Raw genomic sequence first — 13,058 nt, 5'->3', positions numbered from 1 at the left:
CTTAATATTCTTCGGCTGGTAAATTACTGTCGGGGTTGTGAGTGCCAAACTGATTGATACGATCTATAAGGCCAGATCCTTCTTTAACCTCCGTTAAATTGTAGTAACAAAAGCCCAGGGCAATTAACGGTAACACATATAATATTTGTCCGGCTTGTTGTATTAACGAAATAACAATAAGTAAAGGAGCCGAAGATGCAGCCGTTTTAGTACCATGCGTAAAAAGGTTAACCACAGTGATAATGATAGTGGGAATAGAAAAGATCATGTAACCCACATAAGTAATTAAGCCCATTACGAACAGCGTTCCGAAGGTCAACCACCAGTTCTCTTTAATAATAGTAAAGCTGCGGTTAAAAGCGTAAGTGAAACTCGCATTTTCCATAATCATGATGGGAAACACTAATCCGAATATAGGATACACGTACACGCCGGGAATAATACACGCTGCAGTAGCTAATATTAATAAAATGCTGAGCAGTATAGTGCCGCCTAAGACTCTTAAAAAGTAATATTTAATATATCCCCAAACCTCTTCTGTGGTAGGGGGTACGTTCCCTTTTTGCTTGTACAAAGCCATATAACTTAATACAGTAAGCGTCATTAAAGTGTAGCTAAGCATCATAAACAGCATCGACAAAAGATACTCAATGCCAAAACGATCAAAAGGTGAAGAGAAACTTTGTGCTCCGGCTCCGTTAAATAACTCACGTTGCAGTTCAAAAGTCTTAAGCTGCTGCATGGCATACGCCGCAGCGGTGGCCAACATAAACAAGCCGCAAAAGGTAAGAACCACTTTAAAAAGCGGCTTAAAGTTTTGCTTTATAAAAGTGAACGTGTCACTTACCACTTCGCCCAGGTCGCGTTTTTTTGAAAGTTCAATGTTCTGCTGTTGCATGTAAGGTTTTGTTTGTATACAATTGGTTAGGATAAATAATTACATACCATACCATAAAAGCCAAGGAGCCGCCCAATATAGTTAGGCTTAACCACAAAGGCATTTCGGTATGGCGGGTTACAAAGCTTTCAAAAAAGCCCGCTGTTACAAATAACGGCAATAGGCCGATAACGATCTTCATGCCATCCTTTGCGCCATTTTTAAAGGATGTGATACGATTATAAGTTTTAGGGAAAAGCAGGCTGTTACCCACAACCAAGCCGGCTCCTCCGGCTATTATAATAGAAGATATTTCGATGGTGCCGTGTATCCATATAACCAGTATAGACTGCCAGCCTAAACCCTTGCTAAAAAAATAGTACTCAAATGAGCCGAGCATGATACCATTTTTGAGTAGAAAGAACACCGTGCCTGCCGAACCAAACACGCCTGCCACAAACGTAACAAAGGATACAAATATGTTATTCATCGTAATGCGAAAGAACATATAGAACTCATTGCTTGATTTGTAAACACCGAATGGATCACCTTTGGCTATGTTCTCATTGGTCATATTTACGTACTCGGGGCCCAAAATGAGCTGTACAAACTGGTCGTCGTACTTGGCAGATAAAGCGCCCAGTAACGAAAAAACAATAAAGAAGATAAAGGAATAAAGCAATGGCTTTTCATGTGTTTTGAAAAGCAGCGGCAACTCGTACTTCCAAAAAAGTTTGAAGCGGTTTTTCTTTACCTTTTTGTTTTTGTAGATGGATTGGTGCAGATTAGCCGCCAGTCCGTTTAAATAAGCTGTTGTTTTTGATTTAGGGTAAAAGGTTTTGGCATAAGCCAGGTCGTCGGTTATTTGTATAAAGCGGTCGGCCAGCTCATCGGGCGTGCCGGTTATACCCTGCTCAAAGGTTTTCCATTTAGCAGTGTTTTGCTTTACAAACAAGGGTTCGCGCATGGGTTAGGTCAATTATTAAATCTGGCTTAAAATAAATAGAAAAACAATAGCTTTCAATTTTAAAATTCAGTTTTGCTTATATATTTGTTAGCATGCAAACCGTTACCATACACACCTCCCAAAATATCGATATTGACTATGAAGTAGCCAGCCTTGGCGATCGTATACTGGCTCGTTTGGTAGATATAGCTTTGTTTATAATTATAATGATTATGCTGGTTATTATTGCCATAGCCAGTAATTATAAAACGCTGGGTGACGTTGTTATTGGGCTTGTAATTGGTACTTATTTTACACTGTATGTGTTTTATGATCTGGCTTGCGAAATTTTTTTGAATGGACAGAGTATTGGCAAACGGGTGATGAAGATTAAGGTAGTAAGTTTAGATGGTGCGCAGCCCAGCATTGGGCAATACTTGTTGCGCTGGCTTTTCCGGATTGTAGATTTTAGCTTAACCTCCGATCTTTGCGCGCTTATCACTGTAGCTGTATCTGACAAAAAACAGCGTGTGGGCGATATTGTAGCCAATACCACGCTAATTAAAACTGAGCCACGTACACAAATGGATCAGGTAGCCTTCGCGCCGGTTGATCAGGGCTATGAGCCTGTTTATAAGGAAGCTACGCAGTTAAATGACAGGGATATAGAATTAATGCATGAAGTCATTAATACTTACATGCAAACCGGCAACACCACGGTTGTGTATAACATGGCCGCAAAAGTAAAGGAGCATTTGAGTGTGGAAACGAAACCTTTTATGGACGATCTGCAATTTTTGCAAACCTTAATTAAAGATTATAACCACATTGTTGCCACAAGCGATAGTAATTTTAGTGCTTAAAAGGATAAGTGGGCAAATTGCGAATGATGAAGTAAGCAACTGTAATTACGCCAACCACCACCGGGGTAACCTTGTGGTAAAGTAAAGGCCATTTATGGTCTTTTTTTGTTAGCCAGCTTTTAGTTCTATAACCGGCCTGTATGGCCAGGAAAGGCAAGCTGGCAACTAACAGCAAGTTTTGATGTATGGCACCTTTTACATCGCCATGAAGTAAACAAAATACCGCCCTTTGCGAGCCGCAGCCCGGGCAATCTAACCCGGTAAGTTTATGAAAGGGGCACTGTAAAAAAAAGCTATACTTTGCCGGGTTGTAATTGTAATACAGCCACAGCAAAAACACAACGGCCAGTGCTGTTAATGCAAAGTATAGCTTTTTCAAATGTTATCTGTATCCGGCCAATCCGCCGCCAATACCTATTACAAATACTAAAATAACATATAATATAATAAATACTATACCAATACCGAAACCAATTTTAGTCCATTTACCGGCAGCCTGCGATGCTGCTAAAGCGCCATTGTAATCGCCGGCATCATAACGGCTGTTTACGCTGGCTGCGTTTACAATGCCTACAATGCCCAATGGCAAGCAGCAAAATAAAGTTACCAGGATTGATTCCACCAGCCAGTTTTTAGGGCGTGGCATAGGAGCCTGTGAGAAAGGTTGCTGAGAAAAAGGAGGTTGTTCCATTTTGAGTGATTGTTTTTGTTTAGTGGCTTAAGTTATCTATATAATTTTACTTTACCAATAGCGTTACCAAATTTGCTATATGTAAATTTGCGGTACATGCAACGAGAGCAGATTTCTGTATTTGATATCTTTAAGATTGGTATTGGCCCATCCAGTTCACACACGCTTGGCCCCTGGCGTGCCGCGCAGCAGTTTGTACAGCTTTTGCAGCAACAGTCCGCTTTGAACGAGGTGGTTCAAATTAAAATATTATTGTACGGCTCGCTGGCTAAAACGGGTAAGGGGCATGGTACCGATATTGCCATACTGCTCGGCTTAAGCGGGTATGATCCGGTAACTTTTCCGGTAGACCAGCTGGATAACCGCATTGAAGAAATTCAACGTTTACACCAGCTTCAGCTGGGCGGCAGTCACCAGGTTAGTTTTTTTACAGAAGACGACTTGTTATTCTTGTACAGCCAAAGTCTGCCCTTTCATCCTAATGCAGTTACCTTTCAGGCATTTTTAAGCAGCGGCAAGGCTGTTTCCGAAACGTACTACTCCATAGGTGGCGGCTTTGTAGTTAAAGAGGGGGCCGAAAGCAATTGTGTAACGGAAGTAGACTTACCTTTTCCTATTGATACGGCCGACGAACTGTTGCACTGGTGCCGCAAAACAGGCCTGAAAATATCGGAAGTGGTGATGGAGAACGAGCTGGCCTGGCGCCCCGAGGCTAAAACCAAAGAAGGCGTGCTTGAAATCTTCAGGGTGATTAAAGAATGTATTTACAGGGGATGCCACACAACGGGTTATTTACCAGGAGGCCTGAACGTAGCCCGGAGAGCCGCCGGCCTTAACGGCAGGCTTATTGGTAACCGCGACTACCATAATTTTAACGAGTGGGTAAATATGGTACGCCAAACAGGTAACGGTTTTCAGAACATACTTGATTGGGTAAGCTGCTTTGCGCTGTCAGTAAATGAAGAAAATGCATCATTTGGCCGCGTGGTTACAGCCCCTACCAATGGTGCTGCCGGTGTGATACCTGCGGTATTGATGTATTACATTGCTTTTTGCGATGGCTTTAGCGATGAGCGCATCATTCAGTTTTTGCTGACAGCATCTGAGATAGGATGTATATTCAAAAAAGGCGCCACCATATCGGCAGCGATGGGTGGTTGTCAAGCTGAGATTGGTGTATCTTCAGCAATGGCGGCTGCGGCCTTAACAGAGTGCCTGGGCGGTTCGCAAAGGCAGGTATTGATGGCAGCCGAAATAGCCATGGAACATCACCTTGGCCTTACTTGCGACCCCATTGGCGGACTGGTGCAGGTGCCCTGCATTGAACGTAATACCATGGGTGCTATAAAAGCAATTACCGCCTCGCAACTGGCACTGCAAAGTAATCCCGACAATGCAAAAGTAAGCTTAGATGCCGTGGTAAAAACCATGTGGCAAACCGCGCTTGATATGAACTCCAAATACAAAGAAACTTCTGATGGCGGTTTGGCCATTAATATACCTATAAGCTTGCCAGAGTGTTAATTATCAGGACACTTAGTTAAGATGGCTAATGGCTGAGGCCTACATTACGGGATTAGTAACGAAAATGGTGACTTATTCATTAAGCTTTGTGCTACCTTTCGGGCATGAGTTTTTTGTGAAACATCATGAACAAAACGGATTACCCACTAAATGGGTAAATATCTCAATATAAATGCTTACAGTGCTTTTACCGTGATAGAATAAATTGTTTTAAAACAAGCTCCGTCGAAGCTAATTAGAACGGCTCAATCTACTGAAACAGTTAGGCCTTCCTGTTGCAGTATTTTGCGGTAAACTTCCATTTCAGTGAATGAGCCTTCCAGTACGGCGCATTTACCTTCATTATGCACTTTCCAAGCAATTTTTTCAGCTTGCGATTCGGTGTAATCCAAATACTTCATCATACAGTAGATCACGTGCTCAAAAGTGTTCACATCATCGTTCCACAATATAAGGCGGTGCATTTCTTTTAAGCTCGCCAGTATCTCTTCAAGCGTTAGCGTTTCTTCCTGTATTTCAGTTGGCATATCAACGCAAAGATACTAAAAGCCTCAAACTTCAAAGCTTATCCCTTAAAAAACGCTACGCGGGCTATATCCTCTACTGCACCTGGTACCGGTATACCTGCCGCCCAATAAAGCCTTCATCGTTTATGCCTTCAATCACTACGCGGTAGGTGCCTTTGCTGCCTGCGTTGAAGTACTCAAATGAGGCGTTGCCATTACTATCGGTCAGTATGTTCGGAACCCAATGTATAGTTGTGCGCAAATCGGCCAGTACGGTGTTGGTTTTAGGATCATCGTACTTAGGCGCATAAAACTGGCGTGCGCTGTAAAACCCTTTAGGGGTATAAGTCACTATGCCCGGTGAATAGATTTGCGAGGCATTGTAAGCGTATTCTCCGCCACGCTTTGTGTTGATGATAAGTACACCGCCGCCGCCGCGGCTACCGTAAATAGCGGTATTGCCTATGGTACGTAATACTTCAATACTAGCTACGTTAGATGGAGGGATAGTAGTTAAATAATCGCCTTCTACATAAATTCCATCAACAATTAACTGCATTGGGCTATTGAAACTGCGGGTAGAATACGGTATGCCATTTCTGAAAATCACACCCAGCAGCCTGCCCTGCAGGCATTGATCAATTGTGGTGCAACCCATTTTATCGAGCGCATCACTGGTAATTACCTGGTCAGCGTTACCTGGCCCGTTCAAATTAGAGGAGTTGCTTACCGCCGATTTACGCTTTTCGGTTACGGTAACTTCTTTAAGCATAATGGTATGATTGCCTATGCCATATTTAGCTTCCTCGTCATACTGTTTTTTGCTGTATTTGAGGTAAGATGTAAGGGCAGCTACACTGTTTATTTGTAGGTCGGGCATCCTTTTGCTGCTCATCTTAGCCTGAGATGGCAGATTGTCTAACGCAATCTCCACATTTTTACTGCCCTTAGCTGTGCGGGCCTGTAGTACAAACTTAATACTATCTTTAAATACCAGATTTTTAAACGCAAACTTGCCCTGGCTGTCGGCAACGGTATCTAATATAAAAGTACCGCCGGCAGTTGTGAGTAACATAATTTTACCGTTAGGTACCGGTTTGCCGCCTGATGTTTTTAAAGTGCCCGATATTTGTAAAGATTTTTCGGGTTGATACAAAGTTGGGGGCAATTGGTTAGCCATCAAAGGCTTCCACTCAAAACGGCGATAGCCCTGGGTCATCATTAATATGTCCAAATCAGCGGCAGTTTTTTCATTAGCTTTAGTAAAGTAATAGTTAGGTTGCTCAACATAGCCTTTTAAATCAGACGTTAAGAGCAACTGCGACATAATGCTGGTTTCGGCAGTTTCATCGCTTTGTACCTTCGATTCGTCAATTACCGCAGCTGAAAAGACACCCACTACGGGCTTACCACCGTTATTGCGTGCATTTAAGCTGATCTTCACTTTTTGGCGCGGTGCTGAATTAGGCTGATCGGCGTTTACACTCATTTTAAGCAAATCGTCCTGGCGCTGTACAAAGGCAATCCGCTCGTTCAATGGTTCTCCTGTAGCCGAGAACAATGTGAACTGTGCAATCCCTGATGGAAATTTACTTTTCGGAATCACAGCGCTAAAAGAATTTGATCCTGCATTGTTGCGGGCCACATAGCAAACCGCTCCGGATGATTGCGCAACCAGGTATACATTTTTGCTATCTACACCGGCAGCTCCGTTTACCCGTACACTTATGCTGGCTGTATCGTTATTATTTACTGTAAGTACATATCCTTGTGGTAAAGCCTGAGGTAAGGTAACTGTATTTTGTGAGCCGTCGGGGTAAGTAATTTGCGCTTTATAAGTTTTACCGCTTTGTGGTGTTATGGCAAATATGCCCATACCTAAATGGCGCGTGCTTATAGCAGCCAGTTCCTGATTGTCATTATCAGTAACAGTACCTTTAATATCTACGCCCAGGCCGTCTGGTCCAACAGCCTTGAACGCAATCCTTGAACGCAGGCCATTCACAAGGTTGCCGCTTTCAGGAAAAAACTGAACATCCACCTGTCCGGAGGCCGAACTAAAGCTGATGGTTTTGGTAACGGTCTTTTTATCGGCCACCTTAATATTGGTCACAATACTGCCTGATGATGTTGCCGCGGGTGTTGTGTTAAGGAAGCTTACCGCCAGGTTACCTTTATCATCAGTTACACCTTTACTTTTTAAAATTTGTTTGTTATTGAGTTTAACCGCATAACTAACTTCTTTGCCGGCATAAGGCGCGTTATCCAGGTCAACATAATTTATGGTAGCATCTACCTTTTGTGCACCGTTGGCTTTAGTATAACTATAGGTAGCTTTAGTAAAAACCGTATTGGTTGCTGCGTTGCCTACAGCTATGTTTTTCTCAAAGTAATAGTCTGGCCCGGCGTTGCGCATCCAGTTGGTGTAAGCTCTTATGCGGTAGTTGCCTTCCTGTAGGGTATCGCTCAGGGCCAGATCGCCCCAGGTAACGCCGCTGGTAACCGGCAACTTAATCCATTGTTTAACCGAGTCCTGCTCATCAAGCAGTTCCACATTCAAAGCACCGCTCAGGGCCGATAGCCGGTGTTCGGGGCCTACGGTTATATAAGCCTTTAGCCAAATATTGTCGCCAACGCCATAGTAAGGCTTGTCAAGTTGCAGGTAAACTTTTTCTTGGGGGTGGTCACTTGTCCATTTTTCAAGCTGGTCTACAATTTTCTTAATGATAGGATCATCATCAAATTTAACAAAGCCTGTAGCTGCAGCCGTTACAGCCAGTATGACCAGGCCGGCAAATATTTTTTTGAGGTTCATTTTTATGAAGGCAGGGTATATGCGTTTGCGTACTTAAAGAATAACAAGCAAATTGAGGTTAAGTTACTTAGTTATAACCTAATAACGTATAAATTAGAATTTATTTTTCCACATCATACTTTCAACCGGTCTTGTAGTAGGATTGTTATATTTAGCGTTGCCTTTAGTGTTATAAAGCGTTTCTATATCGCCTTCAACCGCAAAATAAATAAGCTGGCCAATGGGCATTCCTGCATAAATGCGCACAGGTTGTGCTACCGATATTTCGAGGGTCCAGGTGTTGCAGAAGCCCACATCGCCTTTACCTGCTGTGGCATGTATGTCAATACCCAGCCTGCCCGTGCTTGATTTTCCTTCCAAAAAAGGCACATGCTTGTGTGTTTCGGTATACTCCACCGTTACGCCCAGGTACAGGGTGCCCGGTTGCAGCAAAAAGCCTTCCTTCGTAATCTCAAACTGGTCTATCTCGTTATGTACTTTAGCATCCAGCACCCGGTTACGGTAAGTGGCCAGGTATTTACCTAAATGCACATCGTAAGAGTTTGTGCCCAGGCACTCACGCTTAAAGGGTTCAATAATTATACTGCCTTTTTCTATTTCCTCTAAAATACGTTTGTCTGATAAAATCATTTTGGGGTGACGGCTTGCACCGCCTAAATTATAATTATTTAAGCTAATTTTGCGCTCTGTTTTTTAATTTAACATATGGCCATAGCATTCAGAAAGCAGGTTGATGCCGATACCGAAATAGCCCTTTGGCGCATAGAGGAAGATGCTGATACGCTGTACCATAAACTACAGCTAAACGAGCAGGAAAAGGCTTATGTTGATCAGTTGGCTAATGGGAAAAGGCACCTGCACTGGCTGGGTACACGGGTGCTGCTGCGCACCATGCTCGATACCACTAACTATATTGATTGCCGCATCGATACTCACGGCAAACCCTATCTATATGATATGCCTTACCATATCTCACTCAGTCATTCGTTTGATTATGCTGCCGTGATGATAAGCAAAAGCCGACCGGTGGGAATAGATATTGAGCAGATTAAGCAAAAAGTGGAGCGTATAGCACCTAAGTTTTTGCGCCATGAGGAACAGGCTGCTATTGATGCAGATAACAAGATTGCCCACCTTTATGTGTGCTGGTGCGCCAAAGAGGCCATTTACAAATGTTACGGGCAAAAGGAAGTGTCGTTCTTAGATAATATTGCTTTAGAGCGTTTTCCGTTTACCGCCGAAGGTAGCCTGCAAGCACATTTACATAAAGGCGAACTGCATATAGATTATAAAGTTGATTTTTTGCAGTACGAAGATTACATGATTGGTTACGTAAAAGCATAAACCATGAAAAACAAGAGGGTAGAATATCAGGATTGGGGACTGATAGATTATAAACAAGCCTGGGATAAACAGGAAAGCCTGTTTTCGGCCAGTGTGCAACTTAAAACACAACTGCGTAATAAACAGTTGGCCGTTGCGGCAGGCCAAGAACCGGAAGATGATAGTCTGACACCCAATTACCTCGTGTTTTGTGAGCATCCGCATGTTTACACCCTGGGCAAAAGCGGCAAGGCCGACCACTTGTTGCTTGATGAAGCAGGTTTGAAAGAAAAGAACGCTGTTTATTATCCCATAAATCGTGGTGGCGATATTACCTACCATGGCCCGGGACAGTTAGTAGCCTATCCTATATTGGATCTCGACAACTTTTTTACGGATATACACCTTTACCTGCGTACCCTCGAAGAAGCTGTTATAAACACATTAGCTCATTACGGTATAACAGCTGGCCGCTACCCGGGTTACACGGGCGTTTGGCTGGATGCTGATAATGAGCATGCCCGGAAAATTTGCGCTATGGGCGTACGCTGCAGCCGTTGGGTTACTATGCACGGGCTGGCACTTAACGTAAACGCCAATCTCGATTATTTTAAAAACATTGTACCGTGTGGCATTGAGGGTAAGGCTGTAGCCTCTTTAAACCAGGAGCTGGGCCGCGATGTAGATTTGAATGAAGTAAAAAAAATCCTAAAGCAGGAAATTTCCGTACTTTTTGGTATGGAGATTTTTGAATGAGAAACCTGAGTTTAACCCTGCTAATAATAACCGCCCTGATGGGCTGCTCCGGCAAAAATATGGACGATGTACAATATGGATCAGTGCCAACCATAGTACCCGGCACAACCTTTACCGGCGACGGCTCGGCTGTAAGCTATCTTGCCTTGGGCGATTCCTACACCATTGGCGAGTCTGTACCCGCTGCGCAGTCATTCCCGTATCAGCTGAGTGCTGCGCTTAATAAAGCTAATTATAAAGCGGCCCAACCAGTCATCATAGCACGAACAGGATGGACAACTGATGAGTTGATTAACGAAATTAAAGCGCAGAACATTACCCGGAAGTTTGACATAGTTACGTTGCTTATTGGCGTTAATAATCAATACCGCAACTATAATATCAATACCTACCGTACCGAGTTTGTGCAATTGCTGAATACTGCTTTAATATATGCCAACGGCAATAAAAAGCGTGTATTTGTAATTTCCATTCCTGACTGGGGTGTTACGCCTTTTGGCCAGGGGCGTGATAGGACCCAGATAGCCAAAGAAATTAATGCTTACAATGCCATTAACAAGGAAGAAAGCGACAAAGCGGGCGTAAGCTATACTAATATTACGCCTATATCACGCCAGGCCATTGCCGACCCTACGCTGGTTGCTAGCGATGGTTTACATCCGTCGGGTAGAATGTATATGTTATGGGTAGATATGCTGGTTAACGAGGTAGCAAAGAATTTGCAGGTTAAATAGCGCTCAGTGTTTCGAGCAGTAACAGAAAGTCTTATTTAAAATGTATTTGTACATCATACCTAAGAGACTACCACTTGGCTATCGCTCCTTATATATATAAAATAGGATTAAAAAGTATTTGCCAGTTCCTAATTTTATAAATTTTGATTTTGGCGATGAACTTAGTTCTTCTTGAAAAATCCGTTCATTAATCTGTCACTTCCATCCACACTATATTTTTCCACGCCTTTACGTTGTGCGCTGTAGATGCCTGTATCGCCGCTAAAAAAATAGGCGGTAAAGCAGGCCACCGCAAAAAGCAGGGCGTGCTGGCTGCCAAATAGCTCAATACCCATTATGGTGCAGGCCAACGGGGTGTTTGATGCGCCGGCAAAAACAGCTATAAAGCCTAAAGCTGCAAACAAGCTCTCAGGTGCATTAAATATATTGGCAAGGGTATTGCCCAACGTGGCGCCAATGTAAAAAAGAGGGGTAACTTCGCCACCCTTAAAGCCGGTGCCAAGTGTAATGGCGGTATAGATAAGTTTCCACAACCAGCTAAAAAAGTGTGCCCCACCTTGCTCAAAGGCCGATACAATGGTTACTGCGCCGGGGTATTCGGGTTCTACCCCCAAGCTTAAATAATCGGGCTTACCTAAGAGGAGCGTGAGCAAGATAATGATTATGCCGCCCACAGCCGGAATCATCCAGCCTGTTTTAATGAAGTTGTTGGCTATCGTTTTAATCCCATGTGTGGCTTTGGCAAAAGCATAAGCCGCTAATCCAAAAAATACGGATGAAACTATAACTTTTACAAGCAACCAAAAGTTAACGGCTATGTGATGGCCATAAATGGTTTGGCCTGTGGTTAAATATCGAATATGGTAGGTGGTATGCTGCACGCCCCAGGCTGCTACAGTAGCATCACCTATTAAACCGGCTATAAGGCAGGGGATAAGCGCATTGTATTGAATGCGGCCTATGGTAACTACTTCCATGGCGAATATAGTTCCTGCCAGCGGCGTACCAAACACGGCACCAAAGCCCGCTGCTACGCCTGCCGTAAGCACAATGCGCAAGTCTTTAGCGCTGAGTTTAAACAAGCTGCCAATCCAGTGCGCTATGCTGCCGCCTATCTGTACGGCAGTGCCTTCGCGCCCGGCCGATCCGCCAAACAAGTGCGTAATTACGGTGGTTGCCAAAATAAGTGGAGCCATGCGCTTAGGAATACCGGCTCCCGGCTCGTGTATTTGGTCAATAATCAGGTTATTGCCCTTTTCAGCAGACTGACCGTAAAGCTTATACAAAAAATGAATAGCAATACCCGCAAAAGGCAGTAGATATAAAAGCCAGGTATGTGCAAAACGATAATGAATGCTCCAGTTAAGCAGCCACAAAAATAGGGCAACCATGCTGCCCACAGCTACGGCCACCGGAATAGTTACGATCGTCCAACGGAGTAAATACTGTAAGGCCGAATAATGCCTGGAAGAAAAAAGTTTATACATAAACCTGCAGTGCCATAAATTACAATTTACCGGGCAGGCGTCATCAGCTTTTGCAAGCGGTTCAATTAGGTGGAGCACCATCACCTTTTGGTATAACGCAAATGTATAAAATTGCCTTACTTATCTCAAGTAGTTAACTTGAAGAAGGAGCTAAATAGATAGAAGTTATACTTATGGTTTTGGTAGGTAAGGTAGTTCCTGAACAGGCAAGGGTGAACCTACCGACCAGTTTTCCAGATCATGTACTGCCATAAAAACGTAATCAGGGTAAGTGGTATCGGGCATGTACGGCTCCAGGTCTTTTAATCGCAATAAGTCAGCCGTCAGGCTGTCGTAATCAACCGGGAATGGAACAATCAAGATTTCCTGTATCGTTAAACCGTTATGTTCTTCGCCTATTAAGTGCCGGTTTTCGTCTAGTAATATTTCAGCTTCTTCAAAGGTCATTGCGCTTAAGTTTTGTGATAATAACGTAAGCAATTTAAAAAGAGAATGTTTGCAGTAATGTATGCGGTTTGCGTTACGGACAGTTAAAA

General features: G+C 43.4%; 14 protein-coding genes and 1 riboswitch. Of the genes, 5 read left to right on the top strand and 9 right to left on the bottom strand.

Annotated features, from left to right (window positions below; all coding sequences use genetic code 11):
• Window position 1: 1 nt before the first annotated feature.
• Window positions 2-898: a hypothetical protein gene (locus tag ABDD94_RS18815; protein WP_345953533.1), complete on the bottom strand. Its 897-nt coding sequence runs from the start codon at window positions 896-898 to the stop codon at window positions 2-4.
• The gene (locus tag ABDD94_RS18810; protein WP_345953532.1) at window positions 879-1,844 is read right to left on the bottom strand and encodes a stage II sporulation protein M; all 966 of its coding nucleotides are present in this window, start codon (window positions 1,842-1,844) and stop codon (window positions 879-881) included. The genes ABDD94_RS18815 and ABDD94_RS18810 overlap by 20 nt, the downstream gene beginning before the upstream one ends.
• Before the next feature lie 92 nt (window positions 1,845-1,936).
• On the opposite strand from ABDD94_RS18810, the gene ABDD94_RS18805 reads away from it, so the two are divergent.
• Entirely contained in the window at window positions 1,937-2,686 is a 750-nt protein-coding gene (locus ABDD94_RS18805; protein ID WP_345953531.1) for an RDD family protein, read from the top strand.
• Here the strand turns inward: ABDD94_RS18805 and ABDD94_RS18800 are convergent.
• Window positions 2,676-3,065 carry a DUF2752 domain-containing protein gene (locus tag ABDD94_RS18800; protein ID WP_345953529.1) on the bottom strand — a complete coding sequence of 130 codons (390 nt, stop codon included), beginning with the start codon at window positions 3,063-3,065 and terminating at the stop codon, window positions 2,676-2,678. The two genes, ABDD94_RS18805 and ABDD94_RS18800, sit on opposite strands and share 11 nt — an antisense overlap.
• A gap of 3 nt (window positions 3,066-3,068) precedes the next feature.
• The gene (locus ABDD94_RS18795) at window positions 3,069-3,377 is read right to left on the bottom strand and encodes a CD225/dispanin family protein (protein ID WP_345950556.1); all 309 of its coding nucleotides are present in this window, start codon (window positions 3,375-3,377) and stop codon (window positions 3,069-3,071) included.
• Window positions 3,378-3,473: 96 nt separating this feature from the next.
• Between ABDD94_RS18795 and ABDD94_RS18790 the strand changes: the two genes are divergently transcribed.
• A complete protein-coding gene (locus ABDD94_RS18790; protein WP_345953528.1) occupies window positions 3,474-4,901 on the top strand; it encodes an L-serine ammonia-lyase in 1,428 nt (475 codons plus the stop codon).
• A 245-nt stretch (window positions 4,902-5,146) separates the two neighbouring features.
• Here ABDD94_RS18790 and ABDD94_RS18785 read toward each other — a convergent pair whose 3' ends face one another.
• The 3 genes from ABDD94_RS18785 to dcd all read right to left on the bottom strand — a co-directional run bounded on the left by ABDD94_RS18785 (window position 5,147) and on the right by dcd (window position 8,852).
• Entirely contained in the window at window positions 5,147-5,428 is a 282-nt protein-coding gene (locus tag ABDD94_RS18785; RefSeq protein ID WP_345953527.1) for an ATP-dependent Clp protease adaptor ClpS, read from the bottom strand.
• Window positions 5,429-5,501: 73 nt separating this feature from the next.
• On the bottom strand, window positions 5,502-8,222 hold the full coding sequence (locus tag ABDD94_RS18780; protein WP_345953526.1) for a TonB-dependent receptor plug domain-containing protein: 2,721 nt from the start codon (window positions 8,220-8,222) through the stop codon (window positions 5,502-5,504).
• Between the two features lie 93 nt (window positions 8,223-8,315).
• A complete protein-coding gene (gene dcd, locus ABDD94_RS18775; RefSeq protein WP_345953525.1) occupies window positions 8,316-8,852 on the bottom strand; it encodes a dCTP deaminase in 537 nt (178 codons plus the stop codon).
• A 75-nt stretch (window positions 8,853-8,927) separates the two neighbouring features.
• Between dcd and ABDD94_RS18770 the strand changes: the two genes are divergently transcribed.
• Genes ABDD94_RS18770 through ABDD94_RS18760 form a run of 3 tightly spaced genes read left to right on the top strand, consistent with a single transcriptional unit; the run spans window position 8,928 to window position 11,035 of the window.
• Window positions 8,928-9,566 (top strand): 4'-phosphopantetheinyl transferase superfamily protein, encoded by a 639-nt coding sequence (locus tag ABDD94_RS18770; RefSeq protein ID WP_345953524.1) that lies wholly within the window; start codon window positions 8,928-8,930, stop codon window positions 9,564-9,566.
• A gap of 3 nt (window positions 9,567-9,569) precedes the next feature.
• A complete protein-coding gene (gene lipB / locus ABDD94_RS18765; protein ID WP_345953523.1) occupies window positions 9,570-10,301 on the top strand; it encodes a lipoyl(octanoyl) transferase LipB in 732 nt (243 codons plus the stop codon).
• The gene (locus tag ABDD94_RS18760) at window positions 10,298-11,035 is read left to right on the top strand and encodes an SGNH/GDSL hydrolase family protein (protein ID WP_345953522.1); all 738 of its coding nucleotides are present in this window, start codon (window positions 10,298-10,300) and stop codon (window positions 11,033-11,035) included. The genes lipB and ABDD94_RS18760 overlap by 4 nt, the downstream gene beginning before the upstream one ends.
• Window positions 11,036-11,196: 161 nt before the next feature.
• On the opposite strand, the gene ABDD94_RS18755 is transcribed toward ABDD94_RS18760, so the two are convergent.
• Both ABDD94_RS18755 and ABDD94_RS18750 read right to left on the bottom strand, forming a co-directional pair.
• Window positions 11,197-12,522 (bottom strand): voltage-gated chloride channel family protein, encoded by a 1,326-nt coding sequence (locus ABDD94_RS18755; RefSeq protein WP_345953521.1) that lies wholly within the window; start codon window positions 12,520-12,522, stop codon window positions 11,197-11,199.
• A gap of 27 nt (window positions 12,523-12,549) precedes the next feature.
• A riboswitch (Fluoride riboswitch) is annotated at window positions 12,550-12,616 on the bottom strand.
• 77 nt (window positions 12,617-12,693) lie between these two features.
• Complete coding sequence (locus ABDD94_RS18750; protein WP_345953520.1) at window positions 12,694-12,969, bottom strand: hypothetical protein; 276 nt, start codon at window positions 12,967-12,969, stop codon at window positions 12,694-12,696.
• Window positions 12,970-13,058 lie beyond the last annotated feature (89 nt).

Origin of the sequence: Mucilaginibacter sp. PAMB04168 (genome assembly GCF_039634365.2) — a bacterium.
Classification (GTDB): domain Bacteria; phylum Bacteroidota; class Bacteroidia; order Sphingobacteriales; family Sphingobacteriaceae; genus Mucilaginibacter.
Note: the sequence above shows the minus strand (reverse complement) of the source record. Positions and strands in the feature narration are given on the sequence as shown.

Excerpts from the sequence above, each read along its gene's own strand:
- ABDD94_RS18750 (WP_345953520.1), bottom strand. The coding sequence starts at position 12,969 with ATGACCTTTGAAGAAGCTGAAATATTACTAGACGAAAACCGGCACTTA.
- ABDD94_RS18805 (WP_345953531.1), top strand. The coding sequence starts at position 1,937 with ATGCAAACCGTTACCATACACACCTCCCAAAATATCGATATTGACTAT.
- ABDD94_RS18755 (WP_345953521.1), bottom strand. The coding sequence starts at position 12,522 with ATGTATAAACTTTTTTCTTCCAGGCATTATTCGGCCTTACAGTATTTA.
- ABDD94_RS18815 (WP_345953533.1), bottom strand. The coding sequence starts at position 898 with ATGCAACAGCAGAACATTGAACTTTCAAAAAAACGCGACCTGGGCGAA.
- ABDD94_RS18790 (WP_345953528.1), top strand. The coding sequence starts at position 3,474 with ATGCAACGAGAGCAGATTTCTGTATTTGATATCTTTAAGATTGGTATT.
- ABDD94_RS18810 (WP_345953532.1), bottom strand. The coding sequence starts at position 1,844 with ATGCGCGAACCCTTGTTTGTAAAGCAAAACACTGCTAAATGGAAAACC.
- ABDD94_RS18770 (WP_345953524.1), top strand. The coding sequence starts at position 8,928 with ATGGCCATAGCATTCAGAAAGCAGGTTGATGCCGATACCGAAATAGCC.
- dcd (WP_345953525.1), bottom strand. The coding sequence starts at position 8,852 with ATGATTTTATCAGACAAACGTATTTTAGAGGAAATAGAAAAAGGCAGT.
- ABDD94_RS18780 (WP_345953526.1), bottom strand. The coding sequence starts at position 8,222 with ATGAACCTCAAAAAAATATTTGCCGGCCTGGTCATACTGGCTGTAACG.
- lipB (WP_345953523.1), top strand. The coding sequence starts at position 9,570 with ATGAAAAACAAGAGGGTAGAATATCAGGATTGGGGACTGATAGATTAT.
- ABDD94_RS18795 (WP_345950556.1), bottom strand. The coding sequence starts at position 3,377 with ATGGAACAACCTCCTTTTTCTCAGCAACCTTTCTCACAGGCTCCTATG.
- ABDD94_RS18785 (WP_345953527.1), bottom strand. The coding sequence starts at position 5,428 with ATGCCAACTGAAATACAGGAAGAAACGCTAACGCTTGAAGAGATACTG.
- ABDD94_RS18760 (WP_345953522.1), top strand. The coding sequence starts at position 10,298 with ATGAGAAACCTGAGTTTAACCCTGCTAATAATAACCGCCCTGATGGGC.